The sequence below is a fragment of the Rhizobium herbae genome (assembly GCF_019511375.1).
Lineage (GTDB): Bacteria > Pseudomonadota > Alphaproteobacteria > Rhizobiales > Rhizobiaceae > Pararhizobium > Pararhizobium herbae_A.
On record NZ_JAEUAO010000002.1, the window covers coordinates 842481 to 857666 of the forward strand.

Sequence of the window (15186 nt, forward strand, 5' to 3'; positions counted from 1 at the left end):
CCAAATACGGCCAAAGCGGCACGTCCGTCAGCATGTCCCGGAAAAAGAAGCCGCCAAGGTTATATGAGGGCTATGCAATGATCGATGTAGCGTCTTTCGGCGCGAACATCCAGAAATCGGTGCTCGAGGCGATGTCTGATGCGCTCGGACTGGCTATTCTTGTCTGCGACAAGAATGATGAGATCATTTTTGCAGCCCGGCCTATTCTCCAGTTTTACCCCATCCCGGCGCAATTCCTGGAAACTGGAACGCGGCTCAGGGACTTTCTTGCCGCCGTCTTCGATTCCGGCGTCCGCAACGGCACCGCTCCGGAAACGAGCCGCAGGCATTCCAATCGCGACGAATGGATTTCCGAGCATCTTTCCCACCATTGGCGCGAGCGCTTCGAAGTGGTGGAGCGCATCGGTCGCCACCGTTGGATCAGCCTGCGCAAGCGGCGGCTCTCCAACGGTCTTGGCATCGTCTCCATCACCGACGTTTCCGAGCAGAAAAAGCGCGAAGAGCAGATACAGCTCGATCTTGAACGGGTCGAATTGACCGAGGGCATCCTTGATTGCATGCCCAATCCGATCTGCGTGAAAGATCGCAACCTGAACTATGTCGCCGTCAACAAGGCATTCTGCGCGATCCACGGCATGACGCCGGAGGCCATCCTCGGGCGTTCCGTGTGGGACCTTCTGGAGCCGGAACTCGCCGAAAAATTCGAACGGTCCGACCGCGCGACGCTGGAAACCGGAGCAGTCCATTGCCAGCCTGAGCAGATCGTCCAGGCGGATGGCGAAGATCTCTGGGTTGTCACCCGCAAGTTCCGCGTTGGCGGCCCAGGAAAATATCTGCTGGTCACTTGCATGAACGACGTGACCGATCTCGTCGTCGGCTACGCCGGCCGTGACGGCGTCACGAGCGGCCGGATGCCCCTGGAGGTCAAGGATTACAACGCCTTCGTCCCGGCCCAGAATTGCTATGACCCCTTCCGTTCGATCGATATGCAGCACCTCGTCGAAGCCGGTGCGATCATCGCGCCGGTGTCCGCGATCAGGCACCGGGTGCTGCTGGTGACGCCGTCGGCGGTTCTCGAGCAGAGCCTTGTGCCGCTGCTGCGTCGCTGGGGCCTCGACGCATGTGCGGTCCGAACCAGAGCGGAACTGACAGCGTTCGAGGAAGTTTGCGCGGCCCGCGGTATCGAGATCGCGGCACTCATTGTCGACGGCGCGATGCCTGAGGCGCAAGACGTCGTTAGCAACTGGACGGCATTGCCGTCCTTGCTACTGGCAAGGAATTGGACAGCATCCGACCTGCGCGCAAGGGTGCTTGCACTTTGCTGTAAGGGCTCGGGCGGCGACATTGCTGGTGCGGCCAGTGCCCCGGCGGATTGGGATATCATCGTGCCGGATATCCTGCCTGCGGGCCGGCCTGCGCCCGACGTCGAAGTCGTGGTCGCCGAGGACAACGAAATCAACCAGTTCGTCTTTGCCCAGATCCTTGAGGGGCTGGGCATCTCCTACCGCATCGCCGCCAATGGCGAGGAAGCCGTGCGGCTTTGGCAGCAATACCGGCCGAACCTGGTCCTCATGGACGTTTCCATGCCGGTTATGAACGGCTTCGATGCGGCGCGCGCGATACGCGCGGCGGAAAAATCGGCTGCCTTCCAGACGCCGATCATCGCCGTGACGGCCCAGGCCCTCGACATCGATATCGACGAGAGCAAGGCGGCAGGCATGGACGATCACATCACCAAGCCGATCAGCCCCGACATGATAGAGGCCGTCTATCGCAAGTTCGTCGTCCCCAGACCCGAACGTATGGCAGGCTGAAGTCCGGTAGAGTAGCCCGGAAATGACCGGGTGAAGGAGCGCCCACGGCAGATTTACCGAATAACCCGTGTCAATTCCCAAGAAATCGGGGAGGCACTGCGGAAACTGGTCAGGCGATGCTTTCGAAATCTTAACCCTCGCTGTTCATCGTCTATTCCTGACAATGCCTTAGAGCCAATCCGGGAATGCGTTATGAATTCGGCTGAAACTTCGTCTCAGCACATAAGCCAGAATGATCTGCATGCCATGGCCTATACCGATCCGCTGACCGGTCTTGGCAATGCTTATCGGCTGCGCGACAAGGTACGACAAATCGCCGCCGACCGCGCGAGCGACCCGGCGCCCTTTACCATTGGCCTTGCCAACCTCGATGGGTTCAAGCCGATCAACGATCTCTTCGGGCCGCATGCCGGCGACGAAATCCTCTGCCAGGTCGCCAATAGGCTGCTTGCCTGCGTTCCCGATGGCGCGACGGTCATTCGTGCCGGCGGCGACGAGTTCGCCTTCGTGCTGCCGCTGGTGTTCGAGCGCAAGGCCGCGGAGAAGGTCGGCAACATGCTGAAGGAGGTGCTGTCGGCTCCCTTCGATCTCGGTGAACGCAACGTCCGCCTGTCCGCCTCCTTCGGTTTCGCCGTCTATCCCTTCGCCGGCGAGGAGTTCGAGGACCTGCTGAAAAGCGCCGATACGGCACTCTACCGCTCGAAGCGCCGCGGCCGCGGGCAGATCACCGTCTATTCCCAGGAAATCGCCCAGGAGATGAAGCGCGCTACGCAGCTCGAACAGGCGCTGCGCAACGCCATCATCGCCGACGAGGTCGATGTGCATTTCCAGCCGATCGTCAATCTGAAGACGGAAATGGTCGCCGGCTTCGAAGCTTTGGCGCGCTGGTGCGACCCGGATCTCGGCTATGTTTCACCGGCCGTCTTCGTGCCGCTCGCTGAGGAACGTGGCTTCATCGATGCCCTCTCCGAAACGCTGCTGCGCAAGGCAGCCGAGACGGCGCTGCAGTGGCCGAAGGAGCTCTTCCTCTCGTTCAACCTCTCGTCGGCGCAGCTGATGGACCCGTCGACAAGTGCCAACGTGCTGGCGATCATCAATCGCGTCGGCCTCGATCCTCGTCGCCTGGAACTGGAAATCACCGAAACCGCCGTCATGACCGATGCCGACGTGGCGCAGAAGATCGTGACCGAACTCAGGGCCGCCGGCGTTCGCATATCGCTCGATGATTTCGGAACCGGCCAATCCAGCCTCGGCCGGCTGCGCGATTTCGCTTTCGACAAGGTCAAGGTCGACCGCGCCTTTGTGTCGCGCATTGTCGCAGATCGCGCGTCGGAACACATCGTCAAGGCGATCATCGCCATGTGCGACGGGCTGGAGCTCGAAGTCGTTGCCGAGGGCATCGAGAATGCATCCGAAGCGTCGAAACTGCAGGGTCTGGGCTGCGGCATGGGGCAGGGCTATTTCTATGGAAAGCCCGCCGACGCCGTCACAACGCTCCGTTATCTTGCGGAAAAATATCAGGAAGCAGTGCCGGCGCTGTCCCGCGCAATCTGAGGCCCGTCGCCTTCGCCGGCCAGCATTTCAAGGTGACCTTCCGCAAGCAGCCAGTCGCGCACCCGCCGGGCCTGATGGTTGAGTTCGCGCGAACGCGGCCAAACCACATAGAACGAAAGATCCGTCTTCAGCACATGGTTGCCGACCGGAACAAGCGCACCGGACCTGACCTGCCGCTCGATCAGATGGTTCCAGCCGAGCGCAATGCCTTCGCCGGCAAGCACCGCCTGGATGACAAGCACATAGTCGTTGAGTGTCAGCCGCCGCGACTGGGGAGGATAAGACACTCCCGCGCTGGCAAACCATTCCTGCCAGCTATAGGCGCGCCGGACCGGCTCCTCCAGATGGATCAACGGGTGTTTCAATAGATCGGCGGGATGCTGCGGCATGCCGTGAGCCTCGACGAACGCGGGCGACGCTACGGCGCTGATCACTTCCGGGGCAAGCAGGGCCGTGTGATAGCGCGGCCAGTTGGCGGGATCGCCGCCGCCGCGCACGCCGAGGGGGATCGGCTCCTCCTCGAGATCGAGATCGCGCACGCTGGTCTGGATCCGCAGGTCTATTTCCGGCAGGTCTTCGCGCAGCTTGGTCAGCCGCGGCAGCATCCACATCGAGGCAAAGGCGGTGGACGCCGCCAGCGTGACATTGCTCTCGCGCCGCTTCGCACGGATATCTTCGGCGGACTTCTGAATCCGTGACAGCCCGAGCGACACGTCGGCGTGGAATTTCTCGCCCGCCTCCGTCAGTTGGACGGCACGGTGGACCCGGTGGAACAACGGCACGCCCAGCTGCTCCTCCAACCCCCGGATGGCATAGGAGACTGCAGCCTGCGTCATCGCCAGCTCATGGGCGGCGCGGGTGAAATTCTGGTGGCGACCAGCCGCCTCGAAGACGATCAGGCTGGACGCGGAGGGGAGCAGGCGTCGCAAGGTTTCCATAAATTCAGCTTATATCATGTGTTGAATTTTTCCAGCGTTACAATGGCCTTTTTCACCAGTAGCCTCGACTGGGACAATGGGAGGCATTGGATGGAACCGCTTGTGGCAGACGCAGAACCGGCAAGACGCACACGCGCGGCGCGCCCCGCGCGGCGTGACAATACCGCAAAGATCGCGGGCGTTCCCTACATCGTCCGCAACATCCCGACCTACGATATCCTGGGCGAGGAAAATCTCGCCAAGATCGAGCGCGTCGCCGATCGGATCCTGTCCGAGGTCGGGATCGAGTTTCGCGACGATCCGGCCTCGCTCGATCACTGGAAACGAGCTGGGGCCAGGGTCGAGGGTGTGCTCGTCCGGTTCGAGCCGGGCATGCTGAACGAAATCGTTTCGACCGCGCCTGCGCAATTCACCCAGCATGCGCGCAACCCCGCGCACAATGTCGAGATCGGCGGCAGCAACGTCGTCTTTTCCCCGGCCTACGGCTCACCCTTCGTCATGGATCTGGACAAGGGACGCCGCTACGGCACGCTGGAGGATTTTCGCAACTTCATCAAGCTCGCCCAGTCGAGCCCCTGGCTGCATCATTCCGGTGGCACGATCTGCGAACCGGTCGACATTCCGGTCAACAAGCGCCATCTCGACATGGTCTACAGCCATATCAAATATTCCGACCGGGCCTTCATGGGGTCGATCACGGCGGAAGAGCGGGCGGAGGATTCGATCGACATGGCGCGCCTCGTGTTCGGCCGCGATTTCGTCGACAGGAACTGCGTGATTCTCGGCAACGTCAACGTCAACTCGCCGCTCGTCTGGGACGGCACGATGACGAAGTCCCTGCGTGCCTATGCCCGCGCCAACCAGGCCGCCGTCATCGTGCCATTCATTCTCGGCGGTGCCATGGGGCCGGTCACCAATGCCGGTGCGATCGCCCAATCCTATGCCGAGACGCTGGCCGGTTGTGCGCTGACGCAATTGGAGCGCAAGGGTGCACCGGTCATTTTCGGCAATTTCCTTTCTTCCATGTCGTTGCGCTCGGGCTCGCCCACCTTCGGCACGCCGGAACCCGCCATCGGCTCGATGGTCATCGGGCAATTGGCGCGCCGGCTGAAGCTGCCGTTGCGCTGCGCCGGCAACTTCTCGAACTCCAAGCGGCCGGATGCGCAAGCGATGCAGGAAGGTGTGATGTCGATGCTGTCGGCGGTGCATTGCGGCGCCAATTTCATTCTGCATTCGGCCGGCTTTCTCGATGGGCTGCTGGCCATGTCGTACGAGAAGTTCATGATGGACACCGATTTCTGCGGCGCGCTGCATTCCTATCTCGCCGGTGTCGTTGTCGACGACAATACGCTTGCCATGGATGCCTTTTTGCAGGTCGGGCCCGGCAGCCACTTCCTCGGCTGCGATCATACGATGCGCAACTACCAGACGGCCTTCTGGGATTCGGCCCTTTCGGACAACGAGCCGTTCGAAAAATGGAGCGAGGAGGGCGGTTCGACCGACATGGCGACACGCGCCAACAAGCGGTGGAAAAAGACGCTGGCCGAATACGAACTGCCGCCTCTGGATGTAGCAATAGACGAGGCGCTGACGGACTATATCGAGCGACGCAAGAACAGCATGGCGGATGCCTGGTATTAGGCCGGCATCGATCCTCCCAGGGAAACAGCATGACCCTTTCGAAAGACCCGCTGCTCCAGCCGTACCAGTTGAAGCATCTGACGCTGAAAAACCGGATCATGTCGACCGCGCATGAGCCGGCCTATTCCGAAGACGGCATGCCGAAGGACCGCTACCGGCTTTATCACGTCGAAAAGGCCAAGGGCGGCATTGCGCTGACGATGACGGCGGGCTCGGCCATCGTCTCGGAGGACTCACCGCCCGCCTTCGGCAATCTCTACGCCTATTCCGACGAGATCGTCCCCTGGCTGAAGAAAATCGCCGACGACTGTCACGAGCACGGCGCCGCCGTGATGATCCAGCTCACCCATCTCGGTCGCCGCACCGGCTGGAATAAGGGGGACTGGCTGCCGGTTCTCAGCGCCTCTGCCGTTCGAGAAGCAGCGCACCGCTCTTTTCCCAAGGAAATCGAGGAATGGGACATCGAGCGCATCGTCGGCGACTATGCGAGTGCCGCGCAGCGCATGCAGGCGGCGGGGCTCGATGGCATCGAAATTGAGGCTTACGGCCACCTGCTGGACAGCTTCTGGTCTCCCGCAACCAACCACCGCGACGACGAATATGGCGGCTCGCTGGAAAACCGGATGCGCTTTTCCAACATGGTGCTGGATGCGGTGCGCAAGGCCGTCGGCCCGGATTTCATCGTCGGCACCCGGATGGTGTGCGACGAGCAGTGGGATATCGGCCTCTCGAAGGAGGAAGGCATCGAGATCGCCAGACGGTTCGTCGCATCCGGCAAGGTCGATTTCCTCAACATCATCCGTGGCCATATCGATCACGACGCGCATCTGACCAATGTCATCCCTATCCAGGGCATGCCGTCATCGCCGCATCTGGATTTCGCCGGCGAGGTCCGCGCGGCGACGAAATTCCCGGTCTTTCACGCCGCCCGCATCGCTGACGTCGCCACGGCCCGGCATGCGATCGCCGAGGGCAAGCTCGACATGGTTGGCATGACCCGCGCCCATATCGCCGATCCGCATATCGTCAGGAAGATCATCGAAGGCCGCGAAGGCCAGATCCGTCCCTGCGTCGGCGCGACCTACTGTCTCGACCGGATCTATGAAGGCGGCGGGGCGCTCTGCATTCACAATGCGGCGACGGGCCGCGAGGCGACCATTCCGCACGTGATCTCGAAGACGACCGGACCCATCCGCAAGGCGGTCGTCGTGGGTGCGGGACCGGCCGGGCTGGAAGCGGCGCGGGTGCTTGCCGAACGCGGGCATTCCGTCGAAGTTCTGGAGGCGACCGGGGAGGCCGGCGGGCAAATTCTGCTTGCAGCACGCAATCCTCGCCGCAGGGAAATGATAGGCATCGTCGATTGGCGCCTGTCCGAACTCGAGCGGCTCGGCGTTCCGATTCATTACAACGTCTTTGCCGAGGCGAGCGATATCCTCGAACGCAACGCCGACCTGGTCGTTGTCGCGACCGGTGGCATTGCGCAGAATCCGGTTCTCGAAGCCGGTGACGACCTCGTGGTCTCCAGTTGGGATATCATCGCCGGTGCGATCAGGCCCGAGGGGCCGGTGCTGCTCTATGACGATAATGGCGCTCACACCGGGATGACGGCGGCCGAGATGATCGCGGCGACCGGCACCGAACTGGAAATCGTCTCGCCGGAGCGCATGTTTGCGCCGGAAATCGGCGGCATGAACCATGTGCCTTATGCCAAGGCCTTTGCCGAGAAGAATGTCCGCGTGACGATCAACACGCGGCTGAAATCGGTTCGCCGCGAAGGCAATCATCTGGTTGCGGTGCTTGGCTCGGATTTCTCCGAAGCAGCGTTCGCCGAGCGACGCGTTGGCCAAGTGGTGGTCGAGCACGGTACTTTGCCGATGGCCGATCTCTATCTGGAGCTCAAGCCAATGTCGCGCAATCTCGGCGCTGTGGATTACAAGGCGCTGATCCGTCAGGAAAACCCGATCCGGATACGCAACCGGGAAGGGCAATTCGATCTGCTGCGCGTCGGCGATGCCGTGGCCAGCCGCAACATCCATGCCGGCATCTATGACGGGCTGCGCTACGGCATGTTGTTCTGAATGCAGAAACGGCGGCGCTCTCGCGCCGCCGTTTCTTCCTTCCGCCGTAGAGCGGTTAGTTGTTGGTTGCAGGCTTTTCAGCCGGCTTCATGTCCGTTGCCGGTGCCGTGGACGACGTGGTGGTCGTGTCGACCGGCGCATTGGCATTCTGCTCGGCCAGCTTCTGCGCCCTGGTCTTGAATTCCGGTGCGGCCTTCAGCGTTTCGGCAGTTTCCTGCGTGGTCAGCTTCAGGTCATCCGAATTCGGGACTTCGGCGATCGCGATGGTCTCGAGCGGCACGGCGACGTTCTTTTCGCCTATGCCAAGGAAGCCGCCGACGCCAATCACAGCGGCCTCAACCGAGCCGTCCGGGGTAAAGATCACGTCGTTGATCTCGCCGATGCTCTCATCGGCAGCGTTATAAACCGTCTGGCCGATATAGGTACTGGCCGAAATCTGGCCTTCAGCCTGTTCGGTCAGATAGCCGGCAGCGGGCGCCTGCGCTGCCTGGTCCAGCGGCTTCTTCATCGCGTCAGCCGGCTGTTCGCCGGTTGCCGGAGTTTCCATTGCCTGCGGTTCAGTTGCCGGCTTGGTGGTGTCCTGGGCGAAGCCGAGCGGCGCAAAAGCGGTTACGCCTGCAAAAAGTGCGCCTGCGGCGACGGAAGCTACGAGTTTCTTGGTCATGTCAAACCTACCTTTTCGTTCTTTGTCGATCAGGGCGCGGGGGTCCAAAGCGTTTCCGCCGCACCGGTGATATCAAAGAAACGCTCAAGGCGTTCAGTGGTTCCTTAAAAAATATGCAACGCTTGATGGAACTTTTGCGCGAGTTTTGACAGGTGCAAGCAACGGTCCTTTGGCTGGTTGCCGCCTAGCTTGCCGGAATATCCTGACATTCACGACCGGACGGCTCGAACGCCGCCGCCCGGGGTGTAAACAGCTTCGGGGCAGCCGTGTCAGAGCCGGAAAGCAGGCTCGAAACGGCCCCTGACCGGGACGCCGAGTTCGAAGGTCTTGCCCGCATCCGCATCGGCGGTGCGCGCCGCGTCGCTCATGTTCTGGAAAGCCGAGGTGACGAGCAGCCGGTCGGCAGCACGACCGATGAAAGCCGGGCAGGTGGTCTGGGTCGCCGGCACCGTATAACGGGCCACCTTGGTTCCGTCCGGCTTGTAGACGTCCACCGCGCCCGAGCCGTAACGGGCGTTCCAGATCAGGCCGTCCGCGTCGCAGACGGATCCGTCCACCCAGCCCGACGTCGTGTTCTCGTCGCTGATTACGACGGGATCGCCTGTCGGCAGGCCGGTCGCCGGATCGACGCTCACCCGCATCAGGTGATTGACCGCAGTATCGGTGAAATAGGCGGTCGTTCCGTCCGGGGAGAAGCAGATACTGTTGGGAATGCTGATGCCGGAATAGAGCCTCGTCACCGTGGTTCCGCCGACATGGTAGAAGGCGCCGGCGCCGGGGGATTCGTCGCGGGCCATCGTGCTGATCCACAGGCAGCCGGAGGGATGCACGCGACCGTCGTTGGAGCGGTTCGTCGGGATCGCTTCCAGCGTGGTGAAAAGCGAGAGCCGTCCACTCGCCGTCTCGCGGATGAAAAGGCCCTGGTCGGATGCGATGAGCTGGCGCGCGGGATCGATGACGGCGAGCGCGCTGCCGAGGAACGGCAGCGCATGGACCGCCTTGCGGCCGGTTTCCAGCTGCAGTTCGTGGAGCGCCTGGCCCTTGATGTCGAACCACCAGGCGGTGTCGGTCGCAGGGTCGTAGGTTGGGCCCTCTCCGAGCATCAAGGCCTCGTCGCAGAGGACGCTGCCGGCGAACGGGATTGTCTCGGTCATGGTCACGCTCCGTAGACCGCATCATAGGCCGCGATCGTCGCCCGCGCACGCTTGCCGACCTCGGCGGCGTCCATGCCGGCCTTGTAGAGGCTGGAGCCGAGGCCGAAGCTCTTCACGCCGATCTTGGCATAGTCGGCGAAATTGGCCTCCGAAACACCGCCGACGGCGGCGATTTCAAGCTCCGGTGGCAACACCGCGCGGATCGCCGAAATGCCCGACGGACCGAGTACGCTGGCAGGGAAGAACTTGAGGCCGGTTGCGCCGGCATGGGCGGCGGCAAGCGCTTCGGTCGGGGTGAAGACGCCGGGCATGGTGACCATGCCGCGGGCGGCGGCCAGCGCGATCACGTCCGTTTCAACATTGGGGCTCACCATCAGCCTGCCACCGACGCCGTCGAGCCGCTCGACCTGCTCGGTCGTCAGCACCGTGCCGGCGCCGATCAGGCAGCCCGCCGGCGCCATCTTCACGGCGATCTCGATCGACCGGAACGGCTCGGGCGAGTTGAGCGGAATCTCGATGGCGGTGAACCCCGCTTCGATCAGGGCGCCGACCACCCCTTCGGTTTCCTCAGGCTTCAGACCGCGCAGGATGGCGATCAGCGGATATTTCATCGGCGGGAACGGGATGCGGTGCATGATGTCTCTTTCTTCAGGCGGGCCAGATGGCGTTGGCCGCGGCGGCAAGGCCATGGCGAACGGCTTCATCGGCATCGATGATCACGGGTTTGAGGTCGAGGGCCGACAGGGCGGATTGATAAAGGCCTGCAAGCGCACCGGATGCGACGAGGCAGACGCCGCTGCCGGGTTTGGCAGTCGAGAGCGCGCCGGCGATTTCGAGGCCGATCAGTGTGCCGGAGAGCCGCGCCTTGGCAGCCTGCGCGCTCAGTTCATGCAGCAACTGGCCGCTGCGCACGGCAAACACCAGATTAGTGGCGAGGGCGGGGCTTTTCGCGGCTTTGGCGACGGCGCCGAGAAACACGGGATCGTCAACATCAAAGGAGCCGCCATCCGCGACCGCGTGGCTGAGGATCGAATGTTTGGAGATGACGTCGAACAGCTCGCCCGTCATGAAGGTCGAGAACCCGTCGACGATGCCGCCGGTGATGCGCACCCACTTGCTGTGCGTGCCCGGCATGCAGACGAGATGGCTGCCGCTTCCCAGCCGGGCGCCGAGCAATTGCGTTTCCTCGCCGCGCATCACGTCGGGCGCCGCTTCGCTGCGCTGGGCCAGGCCGGGCAGAATGCGGATATCGCGATTGGCGTCGGTCACCGTGACCGCCGCCTTGACGATGCCGGTCAAGGGCGCAGGGGTATCGAGATAGCCCGCCTCGACCCAGCCCTGGCGTGCCCCGGCCATGCCGCAGATGACCACCGGCAGATGCGGCGGGGCCGAAACGGCGGCGAGATGCGTTTCGAGGATCGAAGAGAAGCCGGTCTTTGCCGCCGTTGTCATGCCTTCGCCGCTGCGGCGTTCGGCCAGGACTTCGCCGCTCTCGCTGACGATCCACAGGCGGAAGCTCGATGTCCCCCAGTCCACCGCGGCATAGGATGCTGCCGTCATCAAAATACGCCTCCGTCAATGATCATCGTCTGTGCCGTCATTCGCGCCGAACAATCTGAGGCGAGATAGAGGCAGGGCCCCACCATATCCTCCGCAACGAGCGTGTGCTTCAGGCATTGTTTTTCCAGCATGCCGGCAATCGCGGCGTCGTCCAGCCACAGCTTCTTCTGTCGCTCGGTCACCACCATGCCAGGCAGCACCGCGTTGACGCGGATGTCCTCTGGTCCGAGCTTGCCGGCAAGCGACTTGGTCAGACCGATGATGCCGGCCTTGGCGGCCGCATAGGCCGGGATGTCCCCCATGTTGAGCATGAAGGCGATCGAGGAGAAATTGATGATCGATCCACCGCCGGCCCGGCGCATGTGCGGCACTGCGGCCTGGCTCATGAAGAAAACGTGCCGCAGGTTGACGGCCAGGCTTTCATCCCAGCTTGCCTCTGTCACTTCCTCCAGCAATTGCCGATCATCGCGCGCGGCATTGTTGATAAGGACGCTGAGAGAACCGACCGCTTCAGCGGCGCTGTCGACAATAGAGGCGAGAGACTGTGTATCCCGAAGATCGGCCCGGATGAATATCGGAGCATGTGCGACAACCGGGGCGAGTTGGTCAACGAGCGCGTCGCTTGCCGTTTCGGCAATGTCGATGAAAGCCACCCGCGCGCCTTGCCGGGCAAAGCCCTCGACGAGGGCGGCGCCGATCCCCGAGCCGCCGCCGGTGATGAGGACGCCACGACCCTCAAGGTCGGGAAACTGTGCGGCGGGCAAGGCCATTGTATGTTGCTCTCCCTGATGCACGCTTCCCGAAAATCGGCTTGCAATTGCATCCAGTCGGTTCCATTATGTGGAACTGACTCTTACTATTTGGAATTATCGCGCCACGGCCGAGCGCTTGTCAAGATCGCGTCGGCGGTGAACCGGTGCAACGAAACGGATCATGACTGGCGAAATGCACTCCTCTCTAGGGACTGAGAATAGCGGCACGGGCACGCTGGGCAAGGCTCTGTCAGTGCTCGAGATCGTGGTGAGTTCGGACAGGCCGCTTCGCTTCATCGAGATCCTCGCCTTGTCGGACCAGCCGCGCGGCACGCTGCATCGCCACCTGGCGCATCTGGTCGAGGAGGGGCTTCTCATTCAGGGGCGGGACCTCTGCTACGAACCGGGCCTGCGGCTCTTGAAATTCGCCTATCGGTCGTGGTCGAAAAACCAGTTCAGGGCGGTGGCCGCGCCGCATCTGAGCAAGCTGCACGAGGAAACCGGCGAGACGGTGCATCTGGGCGTGCTGCGCGGCACGGAAATCATCTATGTCGACAAGGTCGAAAGCCGCCAGACGGTTCGGATGGGATCTCAGATCGGTAATGCATCACCCGTCTATTGCACCGGTCTTGGCAAGGCGGCCCTGTCCGTGCTGCCGCAAGACCGTCTCGCCGAGACGCTGGGCAAACTCACCTTTCATCGCTTTACCGCCAATACACATCTTTCCGTTGCCGCATTGAAACGCGATCTGGACGAGGCGCGACTGCGTGGTTATGCCTTTGACCGTGAAGAACATGAAACGGAAATTCGCTGTGTTGCAGCTGCAATCCACGATACCCGTTTCGATCTCGTCGGCGGCATTTCTGTAACGGGGCCGGCTTACCGTGTGACAATGGAACAACTGGAGATCTGGGCCCACGCCGTTCGCCGGGCGGCGATGGCCATCAGCGAAGATGTGGAAGTTCGTCTGGGGCCGGGGCGTTAGGGTTGTATTTGCCTTTCCGGTTAAATTAGGCACACCCGCTGGACGCAGGGAAAGCGGAGTTGTAGGTTCAACTATCAGATTCGGTGCCTGCTGACATTCGATTCGCTGCCTCGAAATGGCTTCGGCGGCTTGCCGGGAAACGAAAAGGTCTCAGCGCAGCGGAACGGTTTCTTTGCGAACGTCGAACCTATTGGCTGTGCGTCTGGAGGTGAAAATGGTCGATTTCAGCCGACATCTGTCCTCCCTCGTGCGTTCCGCCGTTCCGCGGATTACGGAGCCTTTGACACGGGAAGCCGATATCCGTCAGGCGCTGGTGCAGGTCTCGGATGTATACGGATTTCATGGCTTCATTGTCATGGTTGTCCCGTCCCGGTCCTGTCGAAGGCTGGCTGAATCGATTGTCATGACCAACTGGCCCAAGGATCTCCTGAGCAGCTATGACGCTGCCAGCATGATGACCAGCAGCCCCGTGATCGAGCGGTTGCGGCGCAGCACGATCCCCTTCACCTATGACACGGCGCTGGAGTCGCACAGGCGCTGCCACGGCAAGGACAATCCCGTGCTTAACCTGTTCGAACGCGTCCATCTGGGGCGTGGCGTCTACATCCCGGTTCACGACGTCCACGGCACATGCGGCGCCGTGGGCTTCGGCGGCGATCGCGAGGTGGTAAACGCCGGCGAATTGAAGGAACTGACCTTCATTGCGTCTCATTTGTTCGGTCGCCTGAGTGAGATAAGGGAAATCCGCAGCCGGAGGCCCGCTGGCTTGTCGCGCCGCGAGATCGAATGCCTGCACTGGGCGGCGGCGGGCAAGACCACCACCGAAATGGCAAAAATCCTGGATCTTTCCGAATATACCGTCAATCATTACTTGAGCCGTGCAACGCGCAAGCTGGATTCCGTCAACCGTGTACAGACTGTGGCGAAGGCGATACGCGCCGGACTGATCAACTGAGAAATTGCATATGGATAGCAGCAGGAAAACCGGCATGGTGAGTGGGTCGCTCCCCGGGGCAAGCGGAAGCCCGGTCGGCGCACACGACGCGCCACGGTGCGGTGGAGACTGCGAATGCGCGACACTCTGATGGCGGAATCGGTGGAAAAAGAGCAGCCGCGCGGCGGTGATTTCGCATCCGAGATTGCAGCGCTGGAAACGCAGTTCGACGCAATCCGCTACATGAAGAAAACGACTCAGGCTTTCGGCTTCAAGACGTTTCTCATCTGCATGGTGCCCTCCTTCGATGCCGAAAAGCTTGCCAGCGCCGCCATCCTGTCGAACATGCCGGCTGAGTTGATGGGCAAGTACGACAGTATCTCCGTTCTCAAGCACTCCACGGGTATCCGTCGCTTGCGCGAGACCACGACGCCGTTCCAGTTGACGGTTGAGGAGTGGGAGAAGGAAGCCGGCCGACCCGCGCAGACGAACGAATATATCGCCCTGCTGCGGGAGCACGGCATCTTCCAGGCCAATTACTTTCCGGTGCATGACGCCGATGGCAGCCGTGCCACCGTCATCTGGATGGGAAAACGCGTCGATCTGCCGATGACGGCGATGATGGAACTGCAGATGATTGCCATTCACGTCTATAACCGCCTGACGGAGATCGGCTCGTTCTGGAAGGATACCAACGTCGCGCTGTCGGAGCGAGAGATCCAATGCCTCAGCTGGACGGCGGCGGGTAAGACCAGCTCCGAGATCGCTGGAATCCTCGGATTGTCCGAGCACACAGTCAATCACTACCTCAACCATGTCAGCAAGAAGCTGGACGCCGTCAACCGTACCCAGGCCGTCGTCAAGGCGATGAAGAAAGGCTATATTAGCTGACTTCGCGGGATTGCCGCGCCGCCGGGCGCCACGACGCCTGGCACGAATTCGATCAGGATATCGGCAACCGCAGTGCGGTTGTCCTAAAAATCGGCAATCCGGCAGCAGCGCGGCGCATTTGCCCAATAACTATGCGACCCCGATGCTGCAAAGCAGCAACATTCGAATGGAACCGTTGCATTTCAAGACTTTCCGAAACTGGCACGGTTCCTGCTTTCTAA

Annotated in this window: 13 protein-coding genes; 7 read left to right on the plus strand and 6 right to left on the minus strand. The window is 61.8% G+C overall.

Annotation, left to right across the window (positions count from 1 at the left end; translation table 11 throughout):
- Positions 1-77 precede the first annotated feature (77 nt).
- Both JNB71_RS11270 and JNB71_RS11275 read left to right on the plus strand, forming a co-directional pair.
- On the plus strand, positions 78-1814 hold the full coding sequence (locus JNB71_RS11270; protein WP_220371876.1) for a response regulator: 1737 nt from the start codon (positions 78-80) through the stop codon (positions 1812-1814).
- A 192-nt stretch (positions 1815-2006) separates the two neighbouring features.
- Entirely contained in the window at positions 2007-3368 is a 1362-nt protein-coding gene (locus tag JNB71_RS11275; protein ID WP_220371877.1) for a putative bifunctional diguanylate cyclase/phosphodiesterase, read from the plus strand.
- Here JNB71_RS11275 and JNB71_RS11280 read toward each other — a convergent pair.
- A complete protein-coding gene (locus JNB71_RS11280) occupies positions 3332-4306 on the minus strand; it encodes a LysR substrate-binding domain-containing protein (RefSeq protein WP_220371878.1) in 975 nt (324 codons plus the stop codon). The genes JNB71_RS11275 and JNB71_RS11280 overlap by 37 nt on opposite strands.
- A 90-nt stretch (positions 4307-4396) precedes the next feature.
- On the opposite strand from JNB71_RS11280, the gene JNB71_RS11285 reads away from it, so the two are divergent.
- Both JNB71_RS11285 and JNB71_RS11290 read left to right on the plus strand, forming a co-directional pair.
- Positions 4397-5947, plus strand: coding sequence for a trimethylamine methyltransferase family protein (locus JNB71_RS11285; protein ID WP_220371879.1), 1551 nt, complete (start codon positions 4397-4399; stop codon positions 5945-5947).
- A 29-nt stretch (positions 5948-5976) separates the two neighbouring features.
- The gene (locus tag JNB71_RS11290; RefSeq protein ID WP_220371880.1) at positions 5977-8025 is read left to right on the plus strand and encodes an NADH:flavin oxidoreductase; all 2049 of its coding nucleotides are present in this window, start codon (positions 5977-5979) and stop codon (positions 8023-8025) included.
- A gap of 55 nt (positions 8026-8080) precedes the next feature.
- On the opposite strand, the gene JNB71_RS11295 is transcribed toward JNB71_RS11290, so the two are convergent.
- The 5 genes from JNB71_RS11295 to JNB71_RS11315 form a co-directional block, all read right to left on the minus strand.
- Positions 8081-8689, minus strand: coding sequence for a PRC-barrel domain-containing protein (locus JNB71_RS11295; RefSeq protein WP_220371881.1), 609 nt, complete (start codon positions 8687-8689; stop codon positions 8081-8083).
- Between the two features lie 269 nt (positions 8690-8958).
- The gene (locus JNB71_RS11300) at positions 8959-9843 is read right to left on the minus strand and encodes an SMP-30/gluconolactonase/LRE family protein (protein ID WP_220371882.1); all 885 of its coding nucleotides are present in this window, start codon (positions 9841-9843) and stop codon (positions 8959-8961) included.
- A gap of 2 nt (positions 9844-9845) precedes the next feature.
- Positions 9846-10478, minus strand: a complete 633-nt coding sequence (locus JNB71_RS11305) for a 2-dehydro-3-deoxy-6-phosphogalactonate aldolase (protein ID WP_112851014.1) — start codon at positions 10476-10478, stop codon at positions 9846-9848.
- Between the two features lie 13 nt (positions 10479-10491).
- Complete coding sequence (locus JNB71_RS11310) at positions 10492-11403, minus strand: 2-dehydro-3-deoxygalactonokinase (RefSeq protein WP_220371883.1); 912 nt, start codon at positions 11401-11403, stop codon at positions 10492-10494.
- Complete coding sequence (locus tag JNB71_RS11315) at positions 11403-12173, minus strand: SDR family NAD(P)-dependent oxidoreductase (protein WP_220371884.1); 771 nt, start codon at positions 12171-12173, stop codon at positions 11403-11405. Before JNB71_RS11315 ends, JNB71_RS11310 begins: the two co-directional genes overlap by 1 nt.
- Before the next feature lie 163 nt (positions 12174-12336).
- On the opposite strand from JNB71_RS11315, the gene JNB71_RS11320 reads away from it, so the two are divergent.
- From JNB71_RS11320 to JNB71_RS11330, 3 genes are all read left to right on the plus strand, one after another.
- Entirely contained in the window at positions 12337-13140 is an 804-nt protein-coding gene (locus JNB71_RS11320; RefSeq protein ID WP_223215815.1) for an IclR family transcriptional regulator, read from the plus strand.
- A gap of 214 nt (positions 13141-13354) precedes the next feature.
- Entirely contained in the window at positions 13355-14095 is a 741-nt protein-coding gene (locus JNB71_RS11325) for a helix-turn-helix transcriptional regulator (RefSeq protein WP_220372245.1), read from the plus strand.
- A 114-nt stretch (positions 14096-14209) separates the two neighbouring features.
- Positions 14210-14965 carry a LuxR family transcriptional regulator gene (locus JNB71_RS11330; protein ID WP_220371885.1) on the plus strand — a complete coding sequence of 252 codons (756 nt, stop codon included), beginning with the start codon at positions 14210-14212 and terminating at the stop codon, positions 14963-14965.
- Positions 14966-15186 lie beyond the last annotated feature (221 nt).

What these genes read in the sequence shown, in the direction of transcription:
- JNB71_RS11270 (WP_220371876.1), top strand. Translation starts at nt 78, where the DNA reads ATGATCGATGTAGCGTCTTTCGGCGCGAACATCCAGAAATCGGTGCTC.
- JNB71_RS11315 (WP_220371884.1), bottom strand. Translation starts at nt 12,173, where the DNA reads ATGGCCTTGCCCGCCGCACAGTTTCCCGACCTTGAGGGTCGTGGCGTC.
- JNB71_RS11295 (WP_220371881.1), bottom strand. Translation starts at nt 8,689, where the DNA reads ATGACCAAGAAACTCGTAGCTTCCGTCGCCGCAGGCGCACTTTTTGCA.
- JNB71_RS11310 (WP_220371883.1), bottom strand. Translation starts at nt 11,403, where the DNA reads ATGACGGCAGCATCCTATGCCGCGGTGGACTGGGGGACATCGAGCTTC.
- JNB71_RS11300 (WP_220371882.1), bottom strand. Translation starts at nt 9,843, where the DNA reads ATGACCGAGACAATCCCGTTCGCCGGCAGCGTCCTCTGCGACGAGGCC.
- JNB71_RS11325 (WP_220372245.1), top strand. Translation starts at nt 13,355, where the DNA reads ATGGTCGATTTCAGCCGACATCTGTCCTCCCTCGTGCGTTCCGCCGTT.
- JNB71_RS11320 (WP_223215815.1), top strand. Translation starts at nt 12,337, where the DNA reads ATGACTGGCGAAATGCACTCCTCTCTAGGGACTGAGAATAGCGGCACG.
- JNB71_RS11330 (WP_220371885.1), top strand. Translation starts at nt 14,210, where the DNA reads ATGCGCGACACTCTGATGGCGGAATCGGTGGAAAAAGAGCAGCCGCGC.
- JNB71_RS11305 (WP_112851014.1), bottom strand. Translation starts at nt 10,478, where the DNA reads ATGCACCGCATCCCGTTCCCGCCGATGAAATATCCGCTGATCGCCATC.
- JNB71_RS11280 (WP_220371878.1), bottom strand. Translation starts at nt 4,306, where the DNA reads ATGGAAACCTTGCGACGCCTGCTCCCCTCCGCGTCCAGCCTGATCGTC.
- JNB71_RS11275 (WP_220371877.1), top strand. Translation starts at nt 2,007, where the DNA reads ATGAATTCGGCTGAAACTTCGTCTCAGCACATAAGCCAGAATGATCTG.
- JNB71_RS11285 (WP_220371879.1), top strand. Translation starts at nt 4,397, where the DNA reads ATGGAACCGCTTGTGGCAGACGCAGAACCGGCAAGACGCACACGCGCG.
- JNB71_RS11290 (WP_220371880.1), top strand. Translation starts at nt 5,977, where the DNA reads ATGACCCTTTCGAAAGACCCGCTGCTCCAGCCGTACCAGTTGAAGCAT.